This window comes from Pantoea sp. PA1 (assembly GCF_056856975.1).
Window position 1 is genome coordinate 320320 of sequence record NZ_JBXGEE010000004.1, and the last position, 26663, is coordinate 346982.

Genomic DNA, 26663 nt, shown 5'->3' on the forward strand with positions numbered 1-26663 from the left:
TACATGCGGCTACACGCACGCTGGATAGCGGCACTACTGTTGAGCCTGGTGGCTTGCACCGCCCTGGCGCAGACATCTGCAGGCTGGCAGCCAGTTAAGGACACCATTCGCAAAAGTGACCAGGACCCCCGAAACTATCAGGCCATCCGTCTCGATAACGGACTGACGGTATTGCTGGTGTCCGATCCGGTGGCACCGAAATCGCTGGCGGCGCTGACGCTGCCGATTGGATCGCTGGACGATCCCGATCAGCAGGCGGGACTGGCTCACTACCTCGAACATATGGTGCTGATGGGCTCAAAGCGCTACCCGCAGCCGGACAACCTGGCCGAGTTCCTGAAAAAGCATGGCGGCAGTCACAATGCCAGCACCGCCTCTTATCGCACCGCCTTTTATCTGGAAGTGGAAAATGCGGCGCTGGAACCGGCGGTCGACCGCCTGGCGGATGCCGTGGCGGCACCGCTGCTGGATCCGGTCAACGCTGACCGCGAGCGTCACGCCGTCAATGCCGAGCTGACCATGGCGCGCGCGCGTGATGGCCTGCGCATGGCTCAGGTCGGCGCCGAAACCCTGAACCCGGCACACCCGGCGTCGCGTTTTTCTGGCGGTAATTTAGAGACCCTGAAAGATAAGCCGGGCAGTAAACTGCACCAGGCGCTGCTGGACTTCTACCACACGCATTACTCCGCCAACCTGATGAAGGCGGTCATCTACAGCAACAAACCGCTGCCGGAGATGGCGTCGATTGCGGCCAGAACCTTTGGCCGCATCAAAAATCACCATGCCAGCGTGCCGGAGATTAACGTGCCGGTGGTCACCGATGCGCAGCAGGGCATCATCATTCACTATGTGCCCGCCCAGCCGCGCAAGCAGCTCAAAATTGAATTTCGCATCGGGAACAACAGCGATCGTTTTCGCAGTAAAACGGACACGCTGATCAGCTACTTAATCAGTAACCGCAGCAAAAATACGCTGACCGACTGGCTGCAGAAGCAGGGGCTGGCGGACGGTGTCAATGCCGGCGCCGACCCGATGACCGAACGTAACAGCGGCGTGTTTGCCATTACGGTCTCCCTGACGGATAAAGGCCTGGCGCAGCGTGATGAAGTGGTGGCGGCGGTATTCAGCTACATCAATCTGCTGCGTCAGCAGGGCGACGATAAGCGCTATTTCGATGAGGTCTCTCACGTACTGGCGCTCGACTTCCGCTATCCCTCTATCACCCGCGATATGGATTACATTGAGTGGCTGGCCGACACCATGCTGCGGGTGCCGGTGGAACACACGCTGGATGCGCCTTACCTGGCCGATCAGTACGATGCCGCCGCGATCGCTGCCCGCCTGCAGGAGATGACGCCGCAACGTGCGCGTATCTGGTACATCAGCCCGCAGGAGCCGCACAACAAAAAAGCCTACTTTGTGGATGCGCCTTATCAGGCAGAGAAAATCACGCCGCAGACCTTTGCTGACTGGCAGCAGCGCGCCAGTCAGATCGCGCTGGCAATGCCTGCGCTGAACCCCTATATTCCGGACGACTTCACGCTGCTGCCCGCTGACGGTAAAACCTGGCAGCATCCGGTCAGACTGGCTAACGACGACGGCATGCGCATTTACTGGATGCCCAGCCGCTATTATGCCCGCGAGCCAAAGGCGGCGATCACCCTGGCCTTACGCAACAGGCACGCTATCAGCGATGCACGTCAGCAGGTGCTGTTCGGCCTGAACGACTACCTTTCCAGCCTGGCGCTGGACGAGCTTAATTCGCAGGCTTCGGTGGGCGGCATCAGCTTTTCAACCGGTGAAGATGAAGGTCTGGTGTTCAATGCCAGCGGCTTCACGCAGCGCCTGCCGGTGCTGCTGAAGAAACTGGTCGAAGGGTATGCCCACTTCCAGCCGACAGAGCAGCAACTGGCGCAGGCAAAATCCTGGTATCTGGAACGGCTGGAGGCGGCGGAAAAGGGCAAGGCGTTTGAACAGGCGATTCAGCCGATGCAGATGCTCTCTCAGCTGCCTTATACCCAGCGCGAGACGCGCCGCAGACTGGTCAGCACGATCACGCTTGATGAGGTGACAGCTTACCGCGATGCGCTGTTCCGCGATGCGACGCCAGAGATGCTGGTGATCGGCAACCTCAGTGCAGACAGCGTGACGCAGCTGGGACATGAACTGAAACAGCAGATGCAGAGTCACGCGACCCGCGACTGGCAGAGTCAGTATGTCTCGTTCGATAAACCGCTGAAGGCCAATCTGCAGCAGCCGGGCAGCAGTACCGACTCGGCGCTTGCCGCGCTCTATATTCCGCTGGGCTACAGCGAATATCAGAGCATGGCCAACAGCTCCATGCTGAGCCAGATCGTGCAGCCGTGGTTCTACAATCAGCTGCGCACAAAAGAGCAGCTCGGCTATGCGGTGTTTGCCTTCCAGATGCCGGTCGGCCGACAGTGGGGCGTTGGCTTCCTGCTGCAGAGTAACAGCCGGCAACCTGACTGGCTGCTGCAGCGTTACCAGGCGTTCTATCCCGAGGCGGAAAAACGTCTGCGCAACATGAGCCAGGCCGATTTTGCACAGTATCAGCAGGCGATGATCAATGACCTGCAGCAGCGTCCCCAGACGCTGGATGAAGAAGCCGATCGTTACAGCCGTGACTTCGATCGTCAGAATGAGACGTTTGATACCCGGCAGAAAGTGATAGAGCAGGTACAGCTGCTTACCCCGGCCAGCGTGGCAGACTTTTTCCGCAAGGCGGTTATCGAACATAATGGCATGGTCATGACCTCGCAGATTGCGGGCAGTAACAATGGCAAAATTGACTATGCCCGGCAGCCTGGCTGGAAAACCTGGGATGAAGTGGCGCAGTTGCAGCAGTCGCTGCCGGTAAAGAGTGAGACCCAATGACGCAGTTACCCCCCGTATCGCTGAATCCTTTAACGCTGCCGCTCAGGGGTGAGCGGCTGATTGAGGCGTCTGCCGGCACCGGAAAAACCTTTACCATTGGCCTGCTCTATCTGCGCCTGCTGCTGGGGCTGGGCGAAGAAAACGCCTACAGCCGGCCGCTCTCGGTTGAAGAGATTCTGGTGGTGACCTTTACCGAGGCCGCCACCGCCGAGCTGCGCGGCCGTATCCGCGAGAACATCCACCAGCTGCGTCTGGCCTGTATCCGCGGCAAAAGCAGCAATCCGATGCATCAGCGATTACTGGAGCAGATGCCGGATCTGAGTCAGGCCGCGGCGCAGCTACTGGCCGCCGAAAGGCAGATGGATGAAGCCGCCATCTTTACCATCCACGGTTTCTGTCAGCGGATGCTCAATCTGAATGCGTTTGAGTCGGGCATGCTGTTTGAGCAGGAGCTGATCGAAGATGAGCAGGCGCTGCTGAAGCAGTCCGCCGCCGACTTCTGGCGTCGCCAGTGCTATCCGCTGTCGCTGGATGTGGCGCGGATTATCGCCGCGGAGTGGAGCGGGCCGGACAGCCTGCTGACCACGCTGCGTCCCTGGCTTCAGGGGGAAACGCCAGGACTGAAACGACCGCCCGCGGCCGATGAGACGCTGGCCTCCCGCCATGCCCGCAATCTGGCGCGCATCAACGCCATCAAACAGCAGTGGCAGGCGCTGAGTCGCGACGTTGAAGGCATCATCAGCGCCTCAGGCGTGGATAAGCGCAGCTACAGCAGTAAACATCTGCCCAACTGGGTCGCCAGAGTCACCCAGTGGGCCAGCAGTGAGACGCTGGATTATCAGCTGCCGAAGGAGCTGGAGCGGTTTGGCCAGCAGGTGCTGGAGGAGAAAACCAAAAAGGGTGAAGTACCACGTCACGCCCTGTTTGAGGCCATCGACCAGTTTCTGGCAGAGCCGCTGTCGCTGCGGGATGTGATCATTGCTCAGGCGCTGATCGATGTCCGCGCCACGGTTCAGCGCGAGAAGCGGTTACGGGCGCTGTTAGGCTTTGACGATCTGCTCAGTAAGCTGGATGAGGCGCTGCAACAGCCCGGCGGGGTTCTGCTCGCTGAAACCATCCGGGCGCGTTTCCCGGTCGCCCTGATTGACGAATTCCAGGATACCGACCCGCAGCAATATCGTATTTTCCGCACGCTCTATGTGAATCAGCCGGAGCAGGCGCTGTTTCTGATCGGTGACCCGAAACAGGCGATCTACGCCTTTCGCGGCGCGGATATCTTTACCTATCTGCGGGCCAGAAACGAAGTCAGTGCTCACTACACGCTGGATACGAACTGGCGCTCTTCGCCGGAAATGGTCGAAAGCGTTAACCGCCTCTTCTCGCAGCTTGAGTCACCGTTCCTGTTCTCGGCAATCCCTTTTCAGCCGGTGCAGCCTGCGGCACCCAATCAGTCACTGAAACTGATTTATGATGGGCAGCCGCAACCGGCGTTACGCTTCTGGCTGCAACCCGGTGAGGGCGTCGGCAGCAGTGATTATCAGCAGTTTATGGCGCAGCAGTGTGCCGCCGACATCAGCCGCTGGCTGGTGGCCGGACAGCAGGGGCGCGCCTTTGCAGGAAAAGGGGAGGCGCTGCAGCCGGTGCGGGCTTCCGATATCACGGTGCTGGTGCGCAGCCGCAATGAAGCCACCTTAATCCGCGATGCGCTGAATGCGCTGGCGATCCCCTCGGTCTACCTCTCGAGCCGCGACAGCGTCTATACCACGCCGGAAGCGCGTGAATTACTCTGGCTGCTGCAGGCGATTCAGGCCCCGGAGCAGGAGCGCTTACTGCGCAGCGCACTGGCGACCTCTATCTTTGGCATTGATGCGGCGACGCTGGAAACGCTGAGCCAGAATGAACGCGACTGGGATGCGCTGGTCGAGCAGTTTGCCGTCTGGCAGCAGCTGTGGCACCAGCGCGGCGTGTTACCGATGCTGCGCGACGTGATGATCAAACGGCAGCTGGCGGAGAATATGCTGGCGTCGGAGAACGGAGAGCGGCGCCTGACCGATCTGATGCATCTGGGGGAATTGCTGCAGGAAGCCTCAGTGCAGCTGGAGAGCCCGCACGCGCTGGTGCGTTTTCTGGCGCAGCAGATTGCCCGCCCGAACAGCCAGGCCGCCAGCCAGCAGCTGCGTCTGGAGAGCGACCGCCACCTGGTGCAGATTATCACCATCCACAAATCGAAAGGGCTGCAATACCCGCTGGTCTGGCTTCCGTTTGCTGCCGGATTTCGCGAAGCGGCCAGTGCGCTTTACCACGACCGCGAAAGTTTTGCGGCTCTGCTGGACGTTCAGGGCGATGCACAAAGCCTGGCGCTGGCGGAAGAGGAGCGTCTGGCAGAGGATCTGCGCCTGCTCTATGTGGCGCTGACCCGCTCGGTGTATCACTGCAGCGTCGGGATTGCGCCGCTGATCAAAGGCACGCGTAAAAAAGAGGGCGAAAGCGATCTGCACAAGAGCGCGCTCGGCTATCTGATTCAGAAAGGCGAGGCGGCCGATGCGCAGCAGCTCAGCCGTTCTCTGCAGGCATTAACCGGGACGGGCATTGCGCTGGTCGAGGCAGATCTGCTGCCCGGCGAACGATGGCAGGATGCGCAGCCGGGCGACGACGTCCTGAGCAGCCGCGTCGTTACTCAGGCGCGAACGGATGTCTGGCGGGTCACCAGTTATTCCGGCCTGCAGCAGCACCACAGTTCGCCGCTGCTGGACGCATTGCCCAGCTTCGATATTGACGCGGCGGGCGAAGAGGAGAGTGGTGAAGAGACGGCACTGACGCCGCACCATTTTCCGCGCGGTGCGGCACCCGGTACGTTTCTGCACGGCCTGTTTGAATCTATCGACTTTACTGAACCGCCGGAGCGCATCTGGCTGGAAGATCAGCTGCAGCACAATGGCTATCCGCTGAGCTGGTTACCGGTGCTGGAGACGTGGATCGCGCGGGTGTTAGAGACCCCGCTCAACGCGGAAGGGCTGACGCTGTCGGCGATCAAAAGCAGCGAACGGCTGATCGAGATGGCGTTCTATCTGCCGATCGATAATCTGCTGACGGCAGCCGGGCTGGATGCGCTGCTGCGGCGGCACGACAGCCTCTCTCAGCAGGCTGCCTCGCTGGATTTTCGTCAGGTGAGGGGCATGCTGAAGGGCTTTATCGATCTGGTCTTCCGCTGGCAGGGAAAATATTATCTGCTCGACTACAAGTCGAACTGGCTGGGGGAAAGCCACAGCGCTTACACCCAGGAGGCGATGGCGCAGGCGATGATCGGGCACCGCTACGATCTGCAGTATCAGCTCTATACGCTGGCGCTGCATCGCTATCTGACCCATCGCCTGCCGGATTACCGCTACGATCGCGATTTTGGCGGCGTCTTTTATCTGTTTTTGCGCGGGATGGATGGCAGCTCGCCCGACAACGGCATTTTTGCTACCCGCCCCTCCGCAGAGTGTGTGGAGGAGATGGATGCACTGTTTGGTAAGAACGGAGAGAGAGGATGAGTGACATGCTGAGTCTGCTGCTGCAGGCAGTCGACAAACGTCTCCTGCGCCCGCTGGATATTCAGTTTGCCCGCCTTGTGGCCGCTGAATCCCAGCCTGCGCTGCTGCTCGCGGCGGCCTGCGTCAGCGCCGAGGCGGGCGAGGGGCACGTCTGTTTACCTCTGAGCAACCTCTGTGAAGCCCGGCTGTTCGCCGGCCGACAGCCTGCACTGGCTCAGGCGATATGGCAGGCTGCTGGTGCGCCCGATAACTGGTCAGCTCGTCTTGCTGACTGGTCGGCGGTCAGCGACGGCAGTCGGGTGACGCCCCTGGTGCTGAGCAATCAGCGTCTCTACCTGCATCGTCTGTGGCACAGCGAAGGCCGGGTCGCCGACTTTTTTGCCGCTCAGGAGATGACCTCCGCGCTGGATATGCGTGCCGCCGGTGAGGTGCTCAACAGCCTGTTTGGTGACCAGCCGGAAAACTGGCAGAAGATTGCGGCGGCGGTGGCGCTGACCCGCAAGACGGCGGTGATCTCCGGCGGCCCCGGCACCGGGAAAACCACCACCGTGGCGAAACTGCTCGCGGCGCTGATTCGTCTGCATCCCGGCGCGCTGCGGATCCAGCTGGCGGCCCCGACCGGCAAAGCTGCCGCGCGGCTGACCGAATCCCTGGGCAGGGCACTGCAGGATCTGGCCGTGAGTGACGAAGAGCGTCAGCGTTTTCCTGCTGAAGCCACGACCCTGCATCGCCTGCTGGGCGCGCAACCGGATACCCAGCGCCTGCGCTATCATGCCGGTAACCGGCTGCATCTTGATGTGCTGGTGGTGGATGAAGCCTCGATGGTCGATTTGCCGATGATGGCCAAACTGATTGCCGCGCTGCCGCCGCATGCCCGCGTGGTGTTTCTGGGCGATCGCGACCAGCTGGCCTCGGTTGAGGCGGGGGCGGTATTGGGCGACATCTGCCGCTGTACCGAAAGTGGCTACAGCCAGGCGCGGGCAGAACAGCTTGCCCAGCTGACCGGTTGCACCCTGCAGGGCAGTGACGATCTTCAGGCGCCGACGGTGCGCGACAGCATCTGCCTGCTGCAGAAAAGTTACCGTTTTGACGCCTCATCCGGCATCGGTCTGCTGGCAAAAGCCATTAATCGTGGTGACGCGGAGGAGGTCAGGGCGGTGTTTGCTGAGGCCTATGAGGATGTCAGCTATCAGCCGCTGGACAGTGCGGAAGCCTATCAGGCGATGCTGGATGAAGTCGCCGCCGGTTATCAGCCCTTCCTGCAGCTGATCAGGGAGCAGGCCTCACCCGCAGAGGTGATTGCGGCATTTGGCCGTTATCAGCTGCTCTGTGCACTGCGAGACGGCCCCTTTGGCGTGCAGGGGCTGAATCAGCGCATCGAACAGCGGCTGATGCAGCTGCAGCGCCTCCGTCGTCCTGGCATCGGCAGCCGCTGGTATGCCGGGCGGCCGGTGATGATCACCCGTAATGACAGCGCGCTCGGCCTGTTTAACGGCGACATTGGCATAGCGCTGCGTGATGATGAGGGCAACCTCCGGGTCTTTTTCCCGCTGCCGGATGGCACGATCAAAGCGATTCAGCCGAGCCGTTTACCCTCACATGAAACCGCCTGGGTCATGACGGTGCATAAATCACAGGGGTCGGAGTTTGACCACACTGCGCTGATCATGCCAACTCAGTCTCTGCCGGTACTGACCCGCGAACTGGTTTACACCGCCATTACGCGCGCGCGGCGTCAGCTGACCATCTACAGCGAACCGGGTGTGTTTCAGCGCGCCGTGCAGCTGCAGACGCAGCGACGCAGTGGTCTGGTCGATCGCCTGAGCGCAGCAGGATAGAAGAGAGGGGGAGAGTTCACATCCATGATCGCTCTCCCCCGGAGGGGTAACATCAGGTGAGGTCGGCCATCAGCACTTTTGAGCGCCGCTGATAGTTGTACATCTCTTTTTTACTTTCCGGCAGTGACTCGATATCTACCGGCGTAAAGCCGCGCTCCTGGAACCAGTGGATGCTGCGGGTGGTTAACACGAACAGTTTTTCCAGCCCCATCTGCCGCGCCTGAAGCGCCACACGCTGCAACAGCATCTCACCACGTGAAGAGCTGCGATAGTCCGGATGCACCGCCACACAGGCCATTTCGCCAATCTTCTCATCCATAAAGGGATAGAGTGCCGCACAGGCGATGGTCAGGTTATCTCGCTGAATGATGGTGAATTTATCGATCTCCATCTCCAGCTGCTCGCGTGAGCGGCGAACCAGAATGCCCTGCTGCTCAAGCGGCCGGATCAGTTCGAGGATGCCGCCAATGTCGTTGATGTTGGCGCGGCGGATCTGTTCTGCCGACTCCATCACGATCTGCGTACCGATACCGTCGCGAGAAAAGAGCTCCTGCAACAGCGCGCCATCTTCCTGATAGCTGATCAGGTGGCTGCGGCGGACTCCGCTGCGGCAGGCTTTCACCGCCCCCCTCAGGAAGCGCACCGTGCCGGAAAGGTAGTCACCCTCCTTTTCAATCTCGTCGATGCGGGCCTGCGCATCGTTCGGGAAGAGTTCAGAAATGATCTCGCCGTCGCTGTTCAGCACGCCCTGCTCAGAGCAGAAGCCGATCATTTTTTCCGCTTTAAGTTTGATCGCCAGCTGGGTAGCGACCTCTTCGGAGGTCAGGTTAAAGCTCTCGCCGGTCACGGAAACCGCCACCGGGCCAAGCAGCACAATGGCGTCGTTATCCAGCTGACGATGAATCGCCGCCTCATCAATACGACGGATGCGGCCGCTGTGACAGTAATCCACGCCATCATCCACGCCCAGCGGCTGAGAAATGATGAAGTTGCCGCTCACCACATTGATATGCGCACCCTGCAGCGGCGTGTTGTTCAGACTCATCGAGAGGCGGGCCGTAATATCTAACTGCAGCCGGCCGGCCGCCTGTTTTACCAGCTCCAGGGATTGCGCGTCGGTCACCCGGGTAAACTTATGATAAACCGGCTCCAGCTGCTGCTGCGCCAGACTGGCATCAATCTGCGGACGGGCACCATAGACCACCACCAGACGGATACCCAGGCTGTGAAGCAGGCCGATATCATTGACGATGCCGGAGAAGTTCTCATGCTCAATCGCCTCGCCACCCAGCATGATGACAAAGGTTTTACCCCGGTGGGCATTGATATAGGGAACGGTATGGCGAAACCCCTGAACCAGCTCGGTACTACGTTCCTTCACGGCCAACCCTCAATGAATGTTTATTCGTATTTTTTGTATTTTTATGCTTTTGCGTGCCATTTTGCAAGCCTTAATCCTGACGAAAATTTACGTTTTTCTGAGTGTCAAAGCCGCTAACAGCCTGCATTATTTAGGTTTTCCGGGGTGACATCATTCCGGGGATTGGATAAAGTTTTCGCCGCCATTTTATTAACTGGCGCTTTTTTAGACATTACTCAGCAGCTGGAGCGGCATGTCAGACGTTAATTCCCATTTTTCACGCAGACGATTTTTACAGGGGACAGGCGCCTTACTGCTGTTAAGCGTCAGCCGCACCGGGCTGGCGGCAAAAAATCACATTGTGGCCGTGCGCATCTGGCCCTCATCGACCTATTCACGGATGACGCTGGAGTCCAGCGTTGAGCTGAAATATAAGCAGTTTGCGCTGAGCAATCCTGAACGCCTGGTCATAGATATTCAGGGCCTGCACCTTAATCCGGTCCTGAAAGGGGTCAATAAACTGGTGCGGGTCGATGATCCCTTTATTAAACATGCCCGGGTCGGCCAGTTCGACAGCGACACGGTTCGCGTCGTTCTCGAACTAAAGCGCAACGTTTCGCCGAAGATCTTTAATCTGGCCCCGGTCGCCGGAATCAATCACCGGCTGGTGGTGGATCTCTATCCGACCCAGAACCAGGCGGAAGACGATCCGTTGCTGGCCCTGCTGAAAGATTATAATCAGGGCGCGCTGGAGAAAGACGCCGGGGTTCAGGCCCCTCTGCCGGGCAGGGCGGGACGCGATCGACCAATTGTCATCATGATCGATCCGGGGCACGGCGGGGAAGATCCGGGCGCACACGGCAAATATAAGACCCGTGAAAAGGATATCGTGCTGAAGATCGGACGGCGGCTTAAAGCGCTGATCGACAAAGAGTCCAACATGAAGGCGTACATGACGCGCAATGAGGATGTCTTTATTCCGCTGCGCGTCAGGGTTGCTAAAGCCCGCAAACAGCGCGCCGATCTCTTTGTTTCCATCCATGCAGATGCCTTCACCAGCCGGGCGGCACGCGGTTCGTCAGTCTTTGCCTTATCCACCAGCGGGGCAACCTCCGCCGCGGCCCGTTTTCTGGCTCAGACGCAGAATGAATCCGATCTGATTGGCGGCGTCAGCAAAAGCGGGGACCGCTATCTCGATCACACCATGTTCGACATGGTGCAGCGTCAGACGATCCATGACAGCCTGAAGTTCGGTAAAGAGGTGCTGCATCGCATGGGCCGCATCAACCATCTGCACAAGCGCACCGTCGATCAGGCGGGATTTGCCGTGCTGAAAGCCCCGGATATCCCCTCTATTCTGGTGGAAACGGCGTTTATCAGTAACGTGGAGGAGGAGCGGAAGTTACGCACCACCCGCTATCAGCATCAGGTTGCGGAGGCGATTCTGAACGGCATCAAAGCCTATGTAGAGAGCGGGGCCGCGCTGGCGCATCGCTAATTAACGTGCGGGTAGCCCCGGTTATCCGCAGACTTTTCGCCGTGGAAAGAGAGAAAACAGAAGAGAAGGGGAACGGCAGAAACAAAAAAACACCCTTTCAGGTGTTTAAATAGTGGTTGCGGGGGCCGGATTTGAACCGACGACCTTCGGGTTATGAGCCCGACGAGCTACCAGGCTGCTCCACCCCGCGTCCGTCATGCGCTTTGCGACTTTTTATTTTCTGACGTCTGTGAAACCGCTGCAAAAGTGTGGTTGCGGGGGCCGGATTTGAACCGACGACCTTCGGGTTATGAGCCCGACGAGCTACCAGGCTGCTCCACCCCGCGTCCGTCTTGCGCTTTGCGACTTTTCACATTGTCACTTCTGCCAGAGTGCTACAGAAGTATTGGTTGCGGGGGCCGGATTTGAACCGACGACCTTCGGGTTATGAGCCCGACGAGCTACCAGGCTGCTCCACCCCGCGTCCGTGGAAGCGCACTATACTCTCCGCGCTGATTGATGCAACCCCTTTTTGCAGATAAAAGCCAAATTAACAGCCAGTTGCTGAAGGATTCCCCCATCTGGCTAATTATTGAACTGTTCCGCGCGAGGTCAAAGCGGATGCATTTCATTCTGCCGGGGGCTTTGCTATCGTCGCGGGGCGAACAGTTATAAAAAGAGAAGAGAATGAAATTACATTGGGTGAAGTATGCACTCACTGGCGCGTTGATTACGCTGCTGGCGGCCTGTAGCTCTAAACCGACCGATCGCGGTCAGCAATATAAAGATGGCAAACTGGAACAGCCGCTGGCGCTGGTGAATCAGCCCAATGCCAAAGGCGCGCCGGTCAATGGCCGGGACTTTGGCGAGCAGGTTCGTCAGATTCAGTCCGCCTCGTCTGCGCTCTATGGTCGCCAGAACGGCACCTACAGCGCGATTGAGAGCTGGCTGATGGCGGGCGCCGACACCCGGCAGCTTCGTCAGTACGGGCTGAACGCCTGGCAGATGGAGGGCACGGATAACTACGGCAATGTGCAGTTTACCGGTTACTATACGCCGGTGGTGCAGGCGCGCTACACCCGCCAGGGTGAATTCCAGTATCCGATTTACCGCATGCCGCCGCGCAAACGTGGTGCAAAACTCCCGAGCCGTGCCTCTATCTATAGTGGCGCACTCGATGACCGCTACATCATCGCCTACAGCAACTCGCTGATTGATAACTTCATGATGGATGTGCAGGGCAGTGGCTACGTCGACTTTGGCGATGGTCGCCCGATGAGCTTCTTTGGTTACGCCGGTAAAAATGGCTGGGGTTATCACAGCATTGGTAAGGAGCTGATCGATCGCGGTGAAGTGAAGCGCGAAGATATGTCGATGCAGGCGATTCGTCAGTGGGCGCAGGAGCACTCGCCGCAGGAAGTGCGTGCGCTGCTGGAGACAAACCCCTCTTTCGTCTTCTTTAAGGCGGAGCCTTTCACGCCGGTGCGCGGTGCCAGTGCGGTGCCGCTGGTAGCGAAAGCCTCTGTGGCTTCTGACCGCTCCATCATTCCGGCAGGCACGGTGCTGCTGGCTGAAGTGCCACAGCTGAATGAGAAGGGCAAATTCAACGGTAAGTATGAGATGCGCCTGATGGTGGCCCTCGACGTGGGCGGTGCGATTAAAGGGCAGCACTTTGATATCTATCAGGGTATCGGCCCGGACGCGGCGCATCTGGCGGGCTTCTATAATCACTACGGACGCGTCTGGGTGCTCAAAGCCGCGCCGGGGGCCGGTCAGCCGCTGTTCTCCAGCCCGCAAAACGGCAACAGTGGTTCACTGCTTCTGGGCGCTAACTGATTTCTTCTCTGCGGGCCTGCGGGCCCGCACGACGTAACAGGTTCAACTATGAAAGTGTTAAACGACGCCTGGCATCAGCGCTTTGGCGGCACGGCGCGTCTCTATGGTCAGGATGCGCTGCAACGGTTTGCTGACGCTCACTTCTGCGTGATCGGTATCGGTGGCGTCGGCTCCTGGGCCGCAGAGGCGCTGGTACGCACCGGCATTGGCAAAATTACCCTGATTGATATGGATGATGTCTGCATCACTAATACCAACCGGCAGCTTCATGCGCTGCAGGGCAACGTCGGTAAGGCGAAAACAGAGGTGATGGCTGAGCGTCTGCGCGCCATCAATCCTGACTGTGACGTGATCTGCATTGATGACTTTATTACGCCTGATAATACCGCTGAACTGATGGCAGCCGGTTTCGACTACGTGATTGACGCGATCGACAGCGTGCGGCCTAAAGCGGCGCTGATCGCCTGGTGTCGCCGCAATAAGATCCCGCTGATCACCACCGGTGGCGCAGGCGGGCAGATTGATCCTACCCAGATCCAGGTCGCCGATCTGGCGAAGACCATCCAGGATCCGCTGGCGGCAAAGCTGCGTGAGCGACTGAAAGGTCTGGGCGTGGTGAAAAACAGCAAAGGAAAACTGGGCATCGACTGCGTTTTTTCCACCGAGGCGCTGGTCTATCCGCAGGCGGATGGCAGCGTCTGTGCGTCACGCGCCACGGCAGAAGGGCCAAAGAGAATGGACTGTTCGTCTGGCTTTGGTGCGGCCACCATGGTGACCGCCAGCTTTGGCTTTGTCGCCGTTTCGCACGCGCTGAAGAAATTTCTGGCGCGCGCAGCCCGTCAGGATGCCGTCAGCGCCTGACGGGCGGCCTGCCGGACCGCGTCGGCCAGCGCCTGCAGGCCGCTGCTGCGTGAAGCACTGAGCTGAGCGCGCAGTCCCAGCGTATCAAACAGCGTCAGGGGATCGTCTGCCAGCAGCTGGTCAGGCATCCGGCCCTCAACAGCGGTCAGCAGTACCGCCAGCAGGCCACGTACGATGCGTCCTTCGCTGTCACCGTAGAAATGCAGCGCGCCATCCTCACGCAGCTGGCTGCCCAGCCAGACCCGGTTTTCACAGCCGCTCAGCTCAATGTCCGCGGTTTTCAGCGCTTCCGGCAGAGCCGGCAGCTGACGACTCAGCTGAATCAGCTGACGATAGCGATCTTCCCACTGATGAAAGTGGCTGAAACGCTCTGTCAGGCTGGCAACGGTAATCTGCTCGCCAAACGGGTGTGGCGCTAACAGCGATGAACACATAATCAAAACTCCGATAACAGCGCGACGGCGCTCTTCATGGCGCGCACCAGCGCATCAACATCCTGCAGGTTATTATAGGGGGCAAAAGAAGCCCGCAGCGTGCCGCTGACGCCCAGCGCCGCCAGTAGCGGCTGCGCACAGTGCTGACCGGCCCGCAGCGCGATGCCCTGTTCGGCCAGCAGCGTCACCAGATCGCTGTGATGCTGATCGGCAAGATCAAAGGCCAGCAGGCTGGCACTGCCACAGCGGAAGCTGCGGAAACCCGGCAGCTCCGCCAGCTGCTCCTCGGCCAGCGTTGCCAGCTGCTGGCTCCAGCGCTCCATCTGCGTCAGGTCGTACTGCGACAGCCAGCTCAGCGCGGCACTTAAGCCCACCACGCCCGCCACATTCGGTGTTCCTGCCTCGAAGCGCCACGGCACCGGCTGCGGCGTAAAGCCCGTGAAATCGACATCGGTAATCATCTTGCCGCCGCCCTGCCAGGGTTCCATCGCCTCCAGCAGTTCAGCTTTGCCATAGAGCGCACCGATGCCCATTGGCGCGTAAATTTTATGGCCGGAAAAGGCGTAAAAGTCGATATCCAGCGCCTGCAGATCGGGCGGGCAGTGCACCACCCCCTGCGCGCCATCGACCATCACCCTGGCACCCATATCGTGCGCCAGCTGAATCGCCCGGGCGAGATCGGGACAACCGCCAGTGACGTTCGACATCTGGCCGACCGCCAGCAGGCGGGTGTTGCGGTTCAGCAGGGCGGGTAGCAGGCCGATATCGGGCAGCCGGTCCGGCCCTAAGGGCCATTTCACCACGCGCGCACCGCAGGCCTGGGCGGCCATCAGCCAGGGCACCAGGTTTGCGTGATGCTCTGCTTCGCTGACCACAATCTCGTCGCCGGGCTGTAAGCGCGGACGCAGCCAGCTGTTTGCCACCAGATTGATCGCTTCGGTGGTGCCGCGTGTCCAGACGATCTCACGATCGTCCGCGGCGTTAAGCCAGCGGGCAACCTGCGATCGCGCCTGCTCATATCGCTGGGTCAGGGCCTGCGCGGCGGCAAACTGACTGCGGTGCACCGTGCCTGCACTCAGGCTGTAAAACTGCTGCGTACTCTCAATAACAGCCTGGGGTTTCAGCGTGGTCGCTGCGCTGTCGAGATAGACACCGGCGTCGGCGAGTGCGGGAAACTGCTGGCGAAATGCGGTGGGATTAAATGCGGTCATGCCTGGCCCATAGTGTGAATAATCAGGACCACACTGAAAGCGTGGTCGGCGTCTGGCAAAGCTGGAAAAGCGCGTTATGCTGAATATTGCAAGGTTTGAACCAAACCCGCATAACGATCGGACGTTCACTGGTCGATCTCACTTATCGGCTGCCTCTGGTTAGCGTAACGCGGGTGGTTTGATGCAATCAATCTACAAGGAGATAGCAGATGAATAAACTTACCGCAGTGCTGGCCGTGTGTACTCTGGCTTTTACCCTGGCGGGCTGTTCAAGCAATTACGTGATGCATACCAATGATGGACGCACCATTGTTGCTGATGGCAAGCCTAAGGTTGATGATGATACCGGTATGATCAGCTATAAAGATGCGAATGGCAACGAGCAGCAGATTAACCGTACTGACGTCAAAGAGATGGTTGAGATGGGCCAGTAAGCAGCAAAAAAAAGCACCGCAATTTGCGGTGCTATTTAAAATCACTATGGACAGACAGGGTAAATCTACAGGAATTAAGAGTTCGATCCGCAATCGTCGGATCAAAAAATTGCAAACACAACATCACGACCACAAGCCAAAAGCTTTCAGAAAATCTGCGAACTCACTCACAAATCTAAAAACTTTTCGTTCCGGCTCAGGAAGTGCGGCAACTATAGGTATTTGCTGGTGGTTCCTCAACGGACAAATTATAATGCCTCGGATTAAAAATTCTAATACGTAAACGCTTTGTATAAGCCCGCGTATTTTTCGCCGATCCGGATACGGAAAACCATGTCGAAACGCCTTCCTCCTCTCAATGCACTGCGTGTTTTTGACGCGGCTGCGCGTCATCTCAGCTTTACCAAAGCCGCTGAAGAGCTGTTTGTCACCCAGGCAGCTGTAAGCCATCAGATAAAGTCTCTGGAAGATTTTCTCGGGTTAAAGCTGTTCAGACGGAGGAATCGTTCGTTATTACTGACGGAAGAAGGACAAAGCTACTACCTCGATATTAAAGAGATCTTCTCGGCGATAAACGAAGCGACCCGCAAGCTGCAGGCGCGCAGCGCCAAGGGGGCGCTGACCGTCAGTTTACTGCCGAGCTTTGCCATTCAGTGGCTGGTTCCCCGTCTTTCCAGCTTTAATATGGCTTATCCGGGGATTGATGTGCGCATCCAGGCTGTAGACCGCGACGAAGAGAAACTTGCCGACGATGTCGACGTGGCGATCTTTTACGGACGCGGTAACTGGCCGGGGCTGCGGGTGGAAAAACTCTATGCTGAATATCTGCTGCCGGTCTGTTCACCGTCGCTGATGACCGGCGATAATCCGCTGAAAACGCCGATGGACCTGTCGCGCTTTACGCTGCTGCATGACGCGTCCCGTCGTGACTGGCAATCCTATATCCGGCAGCTCGGCCTGCAGCATATTAATGTGCAGCAGGGGCCGATCTTCAGCCACAGCGCCATGGTGCTGCAGGCGGCGATTCATGGTCAGGGCGTGGCGCTGGCAAATAACGTCATGGCGCAGAGCGAAATCGAAGCGGGGCGGTTAATCTGTCCGTTTAACGACGTCTTAGTCAGTAAAAATGCTTTTTATCTGGTTTGTCATGACAGTCAGGCAGAACTGGGTAAAATAGCGGCCTTCCGACAGTGGATCCTGGCAAAAGCCGCAACCGAACAAGAAAAATTCCGCTTTCGTTACCAACAGTAACATCTTGATTTGTTTGCATTACGATGCAAAAGCACCCTGAGGATCGGTTAATGTCCAGTCGTGCCATGTTTGTTTTTGCGGCTATCAGCGGTTTTCTGCTGGTGGCTTTTGGCGCATTTGGTGCCCACGTTTTACGTCAGTCGCTGGGCGCGGCTGAAATGGCCTGGATTCATACCGGGCTGGAATATCAGGCTTATCATACGCTCGCGGTGATGGGCCTGGGGGCGGCGATGTTGCGCCGTGCCAATATCTGGTTTTACTGGAGCAGTGCGCTGATGGCGCTCGGCACCGTGCTGTTCAGCGGCAGCCTCTACTGTCTGGCGCTGTCGCATCTGAAGTTTTGGGTTTTTATCACCCCCGTGGGCGGAATCTGTTTCCTCGCCGGTTGGGTATTGATGTTGATTGGCGCGCTGCGTCTTAAACGAAAGGCAGAACGCCATGAATAAAGTTTTACTCTATTGTCGTCCCGGTTTTGAAAAAGAGTGCGCGGCGGAAATCAGCGCCAAAGCGGCAGAACGTGAAGTTTACGGTTTTCCGCGAGTTAAAGAGGATGCCGGCTATGTGCTCTTTGAGTGCTATCAGTTTGAAGATGCTGAGCGTCTGGTGCGGGAACTGCCGTTCCAGGAGCTGATCTTTGCCCGGCAGATGCTGGTCGTGGGCGAACTGCTGCGCGACCTGCCGCAGGAGGATCGCATTACGCCGATTGTCGGTATGCTGACCGGCGTTGTTGAGAAGGGCGGCGAACTGCGTGTTGAAGTGCCGGACACCAACGAAGCCAAAGAGCTGACCAAATTCTGCCGTAAGTTTACCGTGCCGCTGCGCGCGGCCCTGCGTGAGAGTAAGATCCTGCTCAACTACGAAAGCCCGAAACGGCCGGTGGTGCATGTCTTCTTCATCGCGCCAGGCACCTGTTATGTCGGCTACTCCCTGCCGGAAAACAGCTCGCCGTTTTACATGGGGATTCCGCGCCTTAAGTTTCCATCGGATGCGCCAAGCCGCTCCACCCTGAAGCTGGAAGAGGCGTTTCACGTCTTTATTCCGGCCGATGAGTGGGATGAGCGCTTAGCCAGCGGCATGTACGCGGTCGATCTGGGTGCCTGTCCGGGCGGCTGGACCTATCAGCTGGTCAGACGCAGCATGATGGTTTACGCGGTCGACAACGGTCCGATGGCCCCGAGCCTGATGGAAACCGGTCAGGTGATGCACGAAAAAGCGGACGGTTTTAAGTTCCGTCCGCCACGCACCAATATCAGCTGGCTGGTGTGTGACATGGTGGAGAAACCGGTTCGCGTGGCAAATCTGATGGCCGACTGGCTGGTCAACGGCTGGTGCCGTGAAGCGATCTTCAACCTCAAGTTGCCGATGAAAAAGCGTTATGAAGAGGTAACGCAGAATCTGGCGATGCTTCAGGAGAGGCTGAATGAGAACGGCATTAACGCTCAGATCCAGGCGCGTCAGCTCTATCACGATCGCGAAGAGGTGACGGTGCATGTCCGTCGCATCTGGGCCGCCACAGGGGGGCGTCGCGACGAACGTTAATCGCCGGGCTGAGTGTTGCGGCACTCAGCCACGATAACGCAGCGTGTTCAGATTCCCTGCCAGCAGCAGATCCCGTTTCAGCGTCGCGACCTGACGGCTGATTTCAGCCATCTGCTGTCCTTCCGCGAGCTTTTCCCGCCATTTAGCCGGCACCTTATCGAGTTGCTGATAGATCCCCTCCAGCGTGTGAAACTCTGCGAGCAGCTGTTTCGCGCTTTTCGGGCCGATACCGCTGATACCCGGGATCTTACTGCTGCTGATCCCGCACAATCCCCAGAAGTCGGGCAACCGCTGCGGGGGAACGCCAAATTCGGCGTCGATAAAGGGCTGGTCGAGCCAGCGCTTCTGGAAGTAATCGCGGATGCGGATTTCCGGGGCCAGCAACTGGCAGTAGCCTTTATCCGTGGAGACAATAGTGGCCTGATGGCCAGCCTGGGCCATTTTGACCGCCAGCGTCGCCGCCAGATCATCTGCCTCATCCTCGCCCGCCATCCAGCAGCTTACCCCGGCGGCACGAAAAGCTTCCTGCAGCGCCGGCATCTCCGCCTGCAAATCCTCAGGCATCGGCGGACGCCCGCTTTTGTAATCAGCTAACAGCTGATGACGCCAGCCCTGATGACGCGCGTCGCCATCAAATACGGCCACGGCGTGCGTCGGGCGGGTGTGGCCTAAGACCTGACGCAGCGCGCCGACGCAGCCTTCGACACAGGGAGAGCCCTGAACCGCATGGAGACGGCGTATCAGGTTCAGCGCATCAACAATAACAAGATGAAGAGCCATGAGAGTCCGGGCAGCCCGACGGGCTGCCTCCTGGTTTATTTAATGATTTCGTAGCAGGGGATGTAGGCGGTGCCGGGCAGTTTCATACGCTGCTGAGCAACGAAGCCCTGCAGCAGCTCGTCCATGCGGTGCATGATGTCGGCATCGCCATGCAGCCGGTAACGTCCCTTCTCACGGATTTCGCGGATCCCGATCTCTTTCACGTTACCGGCTACGATGCCTGAGAAGGCCCGGCGCAGGTCAGCAGCCAGCTTTTCAGGAGGCTGGTTGGTGTAGAGATTGAGGTTTGCCATGTTTTCATGGGTCGGCAGGAAAGGGATCTGCAGATCGGGCTCGATGCGGATGGACCAGTTGAAACTGTACGCATCGCCGGTTTCGCGACGATTCTCTTTGACCTGCGGCATCGCTTTCTTCATCAGACGCGCCACTTCGGCTGCATCGTTAATGATGATCTGATAATGCTTACGCGCCTGCTCGCCCAGCGTGTTAACAATGAAATCATCCAGCACGCGGAAGTAGTCGGCACTCTCTTCCGGTCCGGTCAGGATCAGCGGCAGCACCTGGTCCTTGTTCTGCGGGTTCATCAGGATGCCCAGCAGGTAGAGCAGCTCTTCGGCGGTGCCGACCCCGCCCGGGAAAATGATAATGCCGTGGGCAATACGCACAAAGGCTTCCAGACGCTTCTCAATGTCCGGCATGATGATCAGCTCATTGACCAGCGGGTTAGGCGGTTCAGCCGCAATAATTGAGGGTTCGGTGAGACCAATAAAGCGGCTGTCACGGTAGCGCTGCTGCGCATGGCCGACGGCGGCCCCTTTCATCGGGGCTTCCATGACGCCGGGTCCGCAGCCGGTACAGATATTCAGCTCACGCAGGCCCAGCTGTGTGCCGACATTGCGGCAATACTGATATTCAACCGCGTTAATGGAGTGACCGCCCCAGCAGACCACGGTGTTGGGGTACTCACCGATGTGCAGTGCCCGCGCATTACGCAGAATGGAGAAAACGGTGTTGGTGATCGTGGCGGAGTCATTCTCTTCACCCGCGGTTAAGCGCCCCGGCATGGCGAGCTGGCCGCTGACAAACAGGATGTCGCGCAGTACCGCAAACAGGTTCGCCTGCAGGGACCGGATAATGCGGCCATCCACAAAGGCCTCTTCCGGTGGGTTGATCAGCTCCAGTTTGACGCCACGCTCACGGCGCAGCACGTTGATGTCGAAGTTTTCAAAGCGGGAGAGCAGTTCGTGGCTGCTGTCAGTCTGGCTGCCAGAGTTAAGCACGGCCAGAGAGCAATTGCGGAACAGCTGATAGAGGTCGCTGCTGGCGGTGCGCTTGAGCATATCGACTTCCAGCTGCGAGAGCAGATCCATTGAGCCAAGGGGGCTGATATGGGTAATCAAATGAACTCCTTTACACCCGCCTGGGTGCGTGTTGGCACTGCAACGGCAGTGACGAAAATCCCTGGTCGGCAACCCGCAGATTGCCGCCATCACCAGAGTAGCCTTGTCGGCCCGCCCAGCTCAAGCGGAACTGCGCTTCCTTCATGCAGCCTGCGAGAGCTCTCGCAAACTACTGACGCACCAGACGCGAATAACCGGGCGAGAAGGGCACATTCGTGCGCCATGGGTTGATATCCAGCCCGCCGCGCCGCGTGTAGCGCGCATAGACCGTCAGCGCTTCCGGGTGGCAGAATCGCATCACATCGTTAAAGATGCGTTCGACACACTGTTCATGAAATTCGTTGTGCTGGCGGAAGGAGACCAGATAACGCAGCAGCGCTTCGCGGTGAATGCGCGGGCCTTTGTAGCGGATCATCACCGAGCCCCAGTCGGGCTGATGGGTAATCAGGCAGTTTGATTTGAGCAGATGGCTGACCAGCGTCTCTTCCACGATTTCGCTGCCTGCGGCATCGGCCAGATAGTCAGCGTTGAAGCGATAATCCTCGATGGCGATATCCTGCTCATCAATGCAGGTCCCCTCAAAATGACCAATCGGCTGTCCTTCGATTTCATTCAGACGGAACAGCGCCACCCGCACGTCACCTTCAGCACAGGCGCGGAGATCGCGCTCCAGCGTCTGACGCACCTCACCCCAGTCGGCAAAGCGGGTCTGGTTGAAGCTGTTGAGATAGAGCTTGAAGCTTTTCGACTCGATGAGGTTGCGGCTATGCGCATCCAGCACCACTTCACCCACGGCAACCTGCGGCAGCCCCTTGCTGTTCAGCCAGGAGAGCTCATACAGCGTCCAGATATCGCCGCCGGTAAACGGCAGACTTTCAGGAAACAGGCCAAGAGGTTCGCGGTTCAGGCTGCGCGGCACCGCCTGCAATAAGCCATTGTCATAGCGATCGTGATAGGCTGTGGGCTTGCCCAGCGTCAGGTTGCTGAGTGCCTGATCCTGTTCGTGTGTAGTCATTGCGGTTACCACCAGAATTCATCAAAGTGGCTAAGTGTAACCCATCAGAAGTGAGAATATGAATGATGCAGCAAACTGCCGCCGCATTGCGCGACTTTACCACCCGTTACTGCCAGCACTGGCTGGCGCAGAGGGGTCATGCTCCGGCCAGCCGCGATCTCGCTGGCGTCGCGTCGCCCTGCGCGCTGGAGGAGCGCGAGGAGCAGGTCATCTGGCAGCCGCAGCCTTTTAGTCTGCCGCCGACACTGGATGGAGTAGAGCGGGCCGTGGATCTGCAGCTGCAGCCGTCAGTCACCGCCTTCTATACCACCCAGTTTGCCGGCGACATGTCGGCGCGTCATGGTGAGAATCAGCTGACGCTGTTGCAGGTGTGGAGTGAAGAGGATTTCCTGCGGCTTCAGGAGAACCTGATTGGGCATCTGGTTATGCAGCGCCGCCTCCGACAGTCACCGACGCTGTTTATCGCCACGACGGCGTCAGACGAGGAGATCGTCTCCCTCTCTAACCTGACTGGCGAGGTGATTCTGGAACAGCCTGGCCGTAAACAGCGCCAGATTATTGCGGAAAATCTTGAGATGTTTCTTAAGTCATTACAACCGGTTATCATCTGAATTGCAGTGATTTGCCGCCTCGCTTGTGAGATATCTCTTACACGTGGTGTGAGAGATCGCTATATAAAATCTGAGCCATCCGGAAGGCTGCAATGTAAAAATATTGTGAATCATCAACTTAATGGCGATTATCTGAATTTGTGCCGCACATTTTGTAAAGTTCAGCTGTAAGTCACTTGTGCGCGTAACGAGTTCTGTCAAAATATTTCCCACTGCAGGATGCTCAGGAAAAAGATATCGTCAGGATGATGATAAGCCATGAGGCAGGAACGTAACGGAGCTTACGGCACACGGAAGGTTTCAGGATGAAACAGGATCGCTCAGGATTGAGTCAGGGACACCTCCAGGATGGAGAACGGGAGCCCCTCGGACGAGGTGGCGGGCCAGGATGCTTAGGAATCATCAGGACGATGCGCGACAGGAGTTCGCACTGGACAAGTTGTCACGGAAGAGCAGGGAGCATTAACGTAGCAGGATGGCTGCAAACGAACCGGGAGCACTGTTTATACAGTGCTCCCTTTTTTTGTGCCTGTGCCAACAAGTGATATGCTTGCCGCCCATTTTTTGACGGCTAGCCGGAGGTGGCGCATGACGCCTGAACAATTGATTACGCAGCGGCTGGAGCAGCTGGAAGCGGTGATGCGTGAGTACCAGCTCTGGCAGAGCACGCCGCCTGCCGTGGAGGCACTGGAGAGTCGTGAACCCTTCTGCCTCGATACGCTTGAGCCGCTGCAATGGCTCCAGTGGGTGCTGATTCCGCGGATGCACGCCCTGATGGCGGCCGGTCATCCGCTGCCGCAAAACTTTGCCGTCGCGCCCTATTATGAGGTTGCGCTGGTGCCTGACCAGCCCGGCATTGCGCCGCTGCTGCTCACGCTGCGTCAGCTGGATGCGTTGCTCAGGGATGCGGCCCACTGATGCTGGAGATACTCTATCAGGATGCGTGGCTGGTTGCGGTCAACAAGCCCAGCGGCTGGCTGGTGCATCGCAGCTGGCTGGATCGGCATGAAACCGTGTTTGTGATGCAGACCGTGCGTGATCAGATCGGCCAGCATGTCTTTACCGTCCATCGTCTGGACAAGCCAACCTCCGGGGTGCTGCTGATGGGCCTTTCGAGTGAGGTTGGCCGCCAGCTTTCTCAGCAGTTTGAACAGCATCAGATGCAGAAAACCTATCACGCCGTGGTGCGTGGCTGGCTGGAGAGCAGCGGGACGCTGGACTATCCGCTGGTTGAAGAGCGGGACAAAATCGCGGACAAGCACGCCACTGAAGCACGCGCCGCACAGCCCGCGGTCACCGACTATCAGTCGCTGGCCACGGTCGAGATGCCGGTCGCCATCAGCCGTTACCCCACCTCACGCTACAGTCTGGTTGAGCTCTCACCTAAAACCGGTCGCAAACATCAGCTGCGCCGTCATATGTCCCACCTGCGTCATCCGATTATTGGCGATTCGGCGCATGGCGACCTGCGTCAGAACCGGGGCGCCGCGCAACATTTTGGCGCGGACCGGCTGATGCTACACGCCAGCAGTCTGGCCCTGACCCACCCGGTGACCGGCGAGCCACTGGTGCTGCGCGCCGGGCTGGATAGCGTCTGGCAGAGGCTGATGACGCAGTTTGGCTGGCAGGATTGCATTCCTGAGGTGCCGCGGGTTGAGTTTGACGCCGCGCCAGGACAGGATAACGTTTCAGAATAAGTGAGAGATCAGATGGCAAAGATTGGCATTTTTGTGGGGACGGTTTATGGCAATGCGCTGCTGGTGGCGGAAGAGGCCGAGCCGATTCTGCAGCAGCAGGGGCACAGCGTGACCCTGTTTGATGACCCGACGCTGGCGGACTGGCAGGCCTTTGCTGGTGATGTGGCGCTAATCGTCACCTCAACCACCGGTCAGGGCGATTTTCCTGACACCATTTCCGGTCTGTTCCACGCGATAAAGGATCAGCTGGGGCACCAGCCCGCGCTGCGCTATGGCGTCATTGCGCTGGGCGACAGCAGTTACGACCACTTCTGTGGCGCGGGCAAAGCCTTTGATGCGCTGCTGCAGGAGCAGGGCGCACAGCGGGTCGGTGAGGTGCTGCTGGTGGATGCCACCGAAAATCCAGAACCGGAAGCGGTGACCTCGCCCTGGGTCGATGCCTGGGGTGCGCTGCTCTGATCGCCTCGCCCGGGCTCTCTCTGCCAGCCGACGGCAGGGAGACGCCGGGCACGGCTCACGTCACCGGTGCCGGATTAAAGACCGCCAGCTGATTACGGATGCCCCAGCGATCGGACCAGGTCTGCTTCCTGCCACTGGCGATATCGAGAATCAACGCAAACAGCCGCCAGCCGACCTGCTCAATACTCTCTTCTCCGGTGGCAATCGTGCCGGCATTGATATCCATCAGATCGTGCCAGCGCTCGGCCAGCGCGTTACGGGTTGCCATCTTGATGACCGGAATGGCCGCCAGCCCGTACGGGGTGCCGCGACCGGTGGTGAAGACCTGCAGCGTAATGCCGGAGGCGAGCTGCTGGGTGCCGCAGACAAAATCGCTGGCGGGCGTTGCCGCGTAGATCAGTCCGCGGCGGGTGGGGCGCTGACCGGGGGACAGCACTTCCACAATGGCGCTGCGTCCCGATTTGGCGATGGAGCCGAGCGCTTTCTCCACCACGTTCGCCAGTCCCCCTTTTTTATTGCCCGGTGACGGATTGGCGCTGCGGTCGGTGTTGCCCTGGTCGAGGTAATTGTCATACCAGGCCATCTCTTCAAGTAAACGCCTTCCGACCTCCTCATTAATGACCCGCGGCGTCAGCAGATGAATGGCATCCCGCACCTCCGTGACTTCAGAAAACATCACGGTAGCCCCGCAGCGCACCAGCAGATCCGAGGCGAACCCCACCGCCGGATTCGCCGTCACGCCGGAAAACGCATCGCTGCCGCCGCACTGCATGCCGACAATCAGTTCCGAGGCGGGACAGGTTTCGCGCTGACGCTGATTCAGCCGCTGAAGATGACGCTCTGCCACCTGCAGAATCGCCTTTACCATCGCACCAAACCCCACCAGCTTTTCATCCTGCAAACGCACGATGTCATCATCATCCAGCGAAATCGCCTGCACGTCGGGGGTGCCGGTCAGCAGACGCTCCGGCTGTAACTTTTCGCAGCCGAGGCTGATGACCATCACTTCACCGCCGAAATTCGCATTCAGCGCCAGGTTGTGAATCGTGCGAATCGGCACCACCGCTGCAGGGGCGTTGATTGCCACGCCGCAGCCGTAGAGGTGATTCAGCGCGACCACGCCATCCACATTCGGATAGCGCGGCAGTAACTCCCGTTCGATGATCTGCACCACATGATCCACCACACCCGCCACACAGTGGACGCTGGTGGTGATGCCGAGCAGGTTACGGGTGCCCACGCTGCCATCCGCATTGCGGTAGCCCTCAAAGGTGTAGCCCTCCAGCGGCGGCAGGTCGGGCGGGACCTGGGTGGCTAACGGCAGGCTCGCCAGCGGCGGTGCCTCCGGCAGCGCCACCAGTGACTCATAGATCCAGCTGCCGCAGGCAATATCCCGCACGGCATAACCGATCACTTCGCCATAACGCACGATCGCCCCTCCCTGGTGAATCGCCTGCAGCGCGACTTTATGCCCCTGCGGCACATGTTCCGTCAGCGTCAGGCCATCCGCAAACTGCGTGCCAGCGGGCAGACCCAGCGTGTTGACCACAATCGCCACGTTGTCATGCTCATGGACTCTGATGCAGAGCGGCTGTTCATCTGTTGTGGGGTTCATCGCTCATCTCCTGTCGGGCGCACCGGCTTGTCCGGCTCGCATAATCTGACCTGTTACCTGCGGTGTATTAACCAGCTTCAGTATAAAGAGGGGAAGCAGGCCACACATTGTGCAACTGACCACTATTACGCCGATCTGCCGCGCTGTTTTGGGTCGATTCTCCAGAAGCAAGTGAAACGCCTCACAAAGCGGAGGGGAAAGGGCGACCCGGCACGGTTTCTGCGGCGCTATTTACCGCTTTCGTGAGCCATGCCGCAGGGTTTCGTGCATCCGCCAGACAATCACTTCATAACAGCCGTTATTCCAGGGCGATACGCCAATGTGCTCGCCACAGGCTGTTTTTATACTGAGCGCCGTTAGCCAAAGTCAGGTTATCTGTCACGACGTATTAGCCCGTCCTGAACCAAAGAGATC

21 protein-coding genes and 3 tRNA genes are annotated in these 26663 nt (G+C 58.7%); 14 read left to right on the forward strand and 10 right to left on the reverse strand.

Translation table 11 applies throughout. The features are described 5' to 3' along the window. The first annotated feature begins 3 nt into the window (after window positions 1-3). Genes ptrA through recD form a run of 3 tightly spaced genes read left to right on the forward strand, consistent with a single transcriptional unit; the run spans window position 4 to window position 8269 of the window. Window positions 4-2895: a pitrilysin gene (gene ptrA / locus AC1V0D_RS17075; RefSeq protein ID WP_482907798.1), complete on the forward strand. Its 2892-nt coding sequence runs from the start codon at window positions 4-6 to the stop codon at window positions 2893-2895. Beyond that, a complete protein-coding gene (recB, locus tag AC1V0D_RS17080) occupies window positions 2892-6431 on the forward strand; it encodes an exodeoxyribonuclease V subunit beta (protein ID WP_482907799.1) in 3540 nt (1179 codons plus the stop codon). Before ptrA ends, recB begins: the two co-directional genes overlap by 4 nt. Next, a complete protein-coding gene (gene recD, locus AC1V0D_RS17085; protein WP_482907800.1) occupies window positions 6428-8269 on the forward strand; it encodes an exodeoxyribonuclease V subunit alpha in 1842 nt (613 codons plus the stop codon). The genes recB and recD overlap by 4 nt, the downstream gene beginning before the upstream one ends. Window positions 8270-8321: 52 nt before the next feature. Here the strand turns inward: recD and argA are convergent, their stop codons facing one another. Further along, entirely contained in the window at window positions 8322-9650 is a 1329-nt protein-coding gene (gene argA, locus AC1V0D_RS17090; RefSeq protein WP_009087010.1) for an amino-acid N-acetyltransferase, read from the reverse strand. Window positions 9651-9882: 232 nt separating this feature from the next. On the opposite strand from argA, the gene amiC reads away from it, so the two are divergent. After that, the gene (amiC, locus tag AC1V0D_RS17095) at window positions 9883-11127 is read left to right on the forward strand and encodes an N-acetylmuramoyl-L-alanine amidase AmiC (RefSeq protein WP_046102475.1); all 1245 of its coding nucleotides are present in this window, start codon (window positions 9883-9885) and stop codon (window positions 11125-11127) included. 113 nt (window positions 11128-11240) lie between these two features. Here amiC and AC1V0D_RS17100 read toward each other — a convergent pair. The 3 genes from AC1V0D_RS17100 to AC1V0D_RS17110 all read right to left on the reverse strand — a co-directional run bounded on the left by AC1V0D_RS17100 (window position 11241) and on the right by AC1V0D_RS17110 (window position 11590). Continuing rightward, window positions 11241-11317, reverse strand: a tRNA-Met gene (locus AC1V0D_RS17100). Between the two features lie 59 nt (window positions 11318-11376). Continuing rightward, window positions 11377-11453 (reverse strand) — tRNA-Met (locus tag AC1V0D_RS17105). A gap of 60 nt (window positions 11454-11513) precedes the next feature. Further along, window positions 11514-11590 (reverse strand) — tRNA-Met (locus AC1V0D_RS17110). 203 nt (window positions 11591-11793) lie between these two features. On the opposite strand from AC1V0D_RS17110, the gene mltA reads away from it, so the two are divergent. Together mltA and tcdA are read left to right on the forward strand one after the other, a co-directional pair. Then, window positions 11794-12942: a murein transglycosylase A gene (mltA, locus tag AC1V0D_RS17115; protein ID WP_009087006.1), complete on the forward strand. Its 1149-nt coding sequence runs from the start codon at window positions 11794-11796 to the stop codon at window positions 12940-12942. A 48-nt stretch (window positions 12943-12990) separates the two neighbouring features. Further along, window positions 12991-13803 (forward strand): tRNA cyclic N6-threonylcarbamoyladenosine(37) synthase TcdA, encoded by an 813-nt coding sequence (gene tcdA, locus AC1V0D_RS17120; protein WP_046102474.1) that lies wholly within the window; start codon window positions 12991-12993, stop codon window positions 13801-13803. On the opposite strand, the gene csdE is transcribed toward tcdA, so the two are convergent. Next, window positions 13782-14237 (reverse strand): cysteine desulfurase sulfur acceptor subunit CsdE, encoded by a 456-nt coding sequence (csdE, locus tag AC1V0D_RS17125; protein WP_046102473.1) that lies wholly within the window; start codon window positions 14235-14237, stop codon window positions 13782-13784. The two genes, tcdA and csdE, sit on opposite strands and share 22 nt — an antisense overlap. Before the next feature lie 2 nt (window positions 14238-14239). After that, entirely contained in the window at window positions 14240-15448 is a 1209-nt protein-coding gene (csdA, locus tag AC1V0D_RS17130) for a cysteine desulfurase CsdA (RefSeq protein ID WP_476639416.1), read from the reverse strand. A gap of 209 nt (window positions 15449-15657) precedes the next feature. On the opposite strand from csdA, the gene AC1V0D_RS17135 reads away from it, so the two are divergent. From AC1V0D_RS17135 to rlmM, 4 genes are all read left to right on the forward strand, one after another. Further along, window positions 15658-15882, forward strand: coding sequence for a YgdI/YgdR family lipoprotein (locus AC1V0D_RS17135; RefSeq protein WP_009087002.1), 225 nt, complete (start codon window positions 15658-15660; stop codon window positions 15880-15882). Between the two features lie 333 nt (window positions 15883-16215). Continuing rightward, complete coding sequence (locus AC1V0D_RS17140) at window positions 16216-17133, forward strand: transcriptional regulator GcvA (protein ID WP_046102471.1); 918 nt, start codon at window positions 16216-16218, stop codon at window positions 17131-17133. 50 nt (window positions 17134-17183) lie between these two features. Further along, window positions 17184-17579, forward strand: a complete 396-nt coding sequence (locus tag AC1V0D_RS17145) for a DUF423 domain-containing protein (protein ID WP_009087000.1) — start codon at window positions 17184-17186, stop codon at window positions 17577-17579. After that, window positions 17572-18672, forward strand: coding sequence for a 23S rRNA (cytidine(2498)-2'-O)-methyltransferase RlmM (gene rlmM, locus AC1V0D_RS17150; RefSeq protein ID WP_009086999.1), 1101 nt, complete (start codon window positions 17572-17574; stop codon window positions 18670-18672). Before AC1V0D_RS17145 ends, rlmM begins: the two co-directional genes overlap by 8 nt. 24 nt (window positions 18673-18696) lie before the next feature. Here rlmM and xni read toward each other — a convergent pair whose 3' ends face one another. The 3 genes from xni to queF form a co-directional block, all read right to left on the reverse strand. Continuing rightward, on the reverse strand, window positions 18697-19452 hold the full coding sequence (gene xni, locus AC1V0D_RS17155; RefSeq protein ID WP_482907801.1) for a flap endonuclease Xni: 756 nt from the start codon (window positions 19450-19452) through the stop codon (window positions 18697-18699). A gap of 35 nt (window positions 19453-19487) precedes the next feature. Further along, window positions 19488-20852, reverse strand: a complete 1365-nt coding sequence (gene ppnN, locus AC1V0D_RS17160; RefSeq protein WP_009086997.1) for a nucleotide 5'-monophosphate nucleosidase PpnN — start codon at window positions 20850-20852, stop codon at window positions 19488-19490. 169 nt (window positions 20853-21021) lie between these two features. After that, window positions 21022-21867, reverse strand: coding sequence for an NADPH-dependent 7-cyano-7-deazaguanine reductase QueF (gene queF, locus AC1V0D_RS17165; protein WP_482907802.1), 846 nt, complete (start codon window positions 21865-21867; stop codon window positions 21022-21024). A 62-nt stretch (window positions 21868-21929) separates the two neighbouring features. Between queF and syd the strand changes: the two genes are divergently transcribed. From syd to AC1V0D_RS17185, 4 genes are all read left to right on the forward strand, one after another. After that, entirely contained in the window at window positions 21930-22478 is a 549-nt protein-coding gene (gene syd, locus AC1V0D_RS17170) for a SecY-interacting protein (RefSeq protein ID WP_154929332.1), read from the forward strand. Window positions 22479-23066: 588 nt separating this feature from the next. Continuing rightward, window positions 23067-23396, forward strand: coding sequence for a YqcC family protein (locus tag AC1V0D_RS17175; RefSeq protein WP_046102467.1), 330 nt, complete (start codon window positions 23067-23069; stop codon window positions 23394-23396). Further along, window positions 23396-24175: a tRNA pseudouridine(65) synthase TruC gene (truC, locus tag AC1V0D_RS17180; protein ID WP_482907803.1), complete on the forward strand. Its 780-nt coding sequence runs from the start codon at window positions 23396-23398 to the stop codon at window positions 24173-24175. The genes AC1V0D_RS17175 and truC overlap by 1 nt, the downstream gene beginning before the upstream one ends. 12 nt (window positions 24176-24187) lie before the next feature. After that, window positions 24188-24634, forward strand: coding sequence for a flavodoxin (locus tag AC1V0D_RS17185; RefSeq protein ID WP_046102465.1), 447 nt, complete (start codon window positions 24188-24190; stop codon window positions 24632-24634). Window positions 24635-24689: 55 nt separating this feature from the next. On the opposite strand, the gene garD is transcribed toward AC1V0D_RS17185, so the two are convergent. Further along, window positions 24690-26249, reverse strand: a complete 1560-nt coding sequence (garD, locus tag AC1V0D_RS17190) for a galactarate dehydratase (protein WP_482907804.1) — start codon at window positions 26247-26249, stop codon at window positions 24690-24692. Window positions 26250-26663 lie beyond the last annotated feature (414 nt).

Excerpts from the sequence above, each read along its gene's own strand:
- ptrA (WP_482907798.1), top strand. The coding sequence starts at position 4 with ATGCGGCTACACGCACGCTGGATAGCGGCACTACTGTTGAGCCTGGTG.
- recB (WP_482907799.1), top strand. The coding sequence starts at position 2,892 with ATGACGCAGTTACCCCCCGTATCGCTGAATCCTTTAACGCTGCCGCTC.
- recD (WP_482907800.1), top strand. The coding sequence starts at position 6,428 with ATGAGTGACATGCTGAGTCTGCTGCTGCAGGCAGTCGACAAACGTCTC.
- amiC (WP_046102475.1), top strand. The coding sequence starts at position 9,883 with ATGTCAGACGTTAATTCCCATTTTTCACGCAGACGATTTTTACAGGGG.
- mltA (WP_009087006.1), top strand. The coding sequence starts at position 11,794 with ATGAAATTACATTGGGTGAAGTATGCACTCACTGGCGCGTTGATTACG.
- tcdA (WP_046102474.1), top strand. The coding sequence starts at position 12,991 with ATGAAAGTGTTAAACGACGCCTGGCATCAGCGCTTTGGCGGCACGGCG.
- csdE (WP_046102473.1), bottom strand. The coding sequence starts at position 14,237 with ATGTGTTCATCGCTGTTAGCGCCACACCCGTTTGGCGAGCAGATTACC.
- csdA (WP_476639416.1), bottom strand. The coding sequence starts at position 15,448 with ATGACCGCATTTAATCCCACCGCATTTCGCCAGCAGTTTCCCGCACTC.
- AC1V0D_RS17135 (WP_009087002.1), top strand. The coding sequence starts at position 15,658 with ATGAATAAACTTACCGCAGTGCTGGCCGTGTGTACTCTGGCTTTTACC.
- AC1V0D_RS17140 (WP_046102471.1), top strand. The coding sequence starts at position 16,216 with ATGTCGAAACGCCTTCCTCCTCTCAATGCACTGCGTGTTTTTGACGCG.
- AC1V0D_RS17145 (WP_009087000.1), top strand. The coding sequence starts at position 17,184 with ATGTCCAGTCGTGCCATGTTTGTTTTTGCGGCTATCAGCGGTTTTCTG.
- rlmM (WP_009086999.1), top strand. The coding sequence starts at position 17,572 with ATGAATAAAGTTTTACTCTATTGTCGTCCCGGTTTTGAAAAAGAGTGC.
- xni (WP_482907801.1), bottom strand. The coding sequence starts at position 19,452 with ATGGCTCTTCATCTTGTTATTGTTGATGCGCTGAACCTGATACGCCGT.
- queF (WP_482907802.1), bottom strand. The coding sequence starts at position 21,867 with ATGACTACACACGAACAGGATCAGGCACTCAGCAACCTGACGCTGGGC.
- syd (WP_154929332.1), top strand. The coding sequence starts at position 21,930 with ATGATGCAGCAAACTGCCGCCGCATTGCGCGACTTTACCACCCGTTAC.
- AC1V0D_RS17175 (WP_046102467.1), top strand. The coding sequence starts at position 23,067 with ATGACGCCTGAACAATTGATTACGCAGCGGCTGGAGCAGCTGGAAGCG.
- truC (WP_482907803.1), top strand. The coding sequence starts at position 23,396 with ATGCTGGAGATACTCTATCAGGATGCGTGGCTGGTTGCGGTCAACAAG.
- AC1V0D_RS17185 (WP_046102465.1), top strand. The coding sequence starts at position 24,188 with ATGGCAAAGATTGGCATTTTTGTGGGGACGGTTTATGGCAATGCGCTG.
- garD (WP_482907804.1), bottom strand. The coding sequence starts at position 26,249 with ATGAACCCCACAACAGATGAACAGCCGCTCTGCATCAGAGTCCATGAG.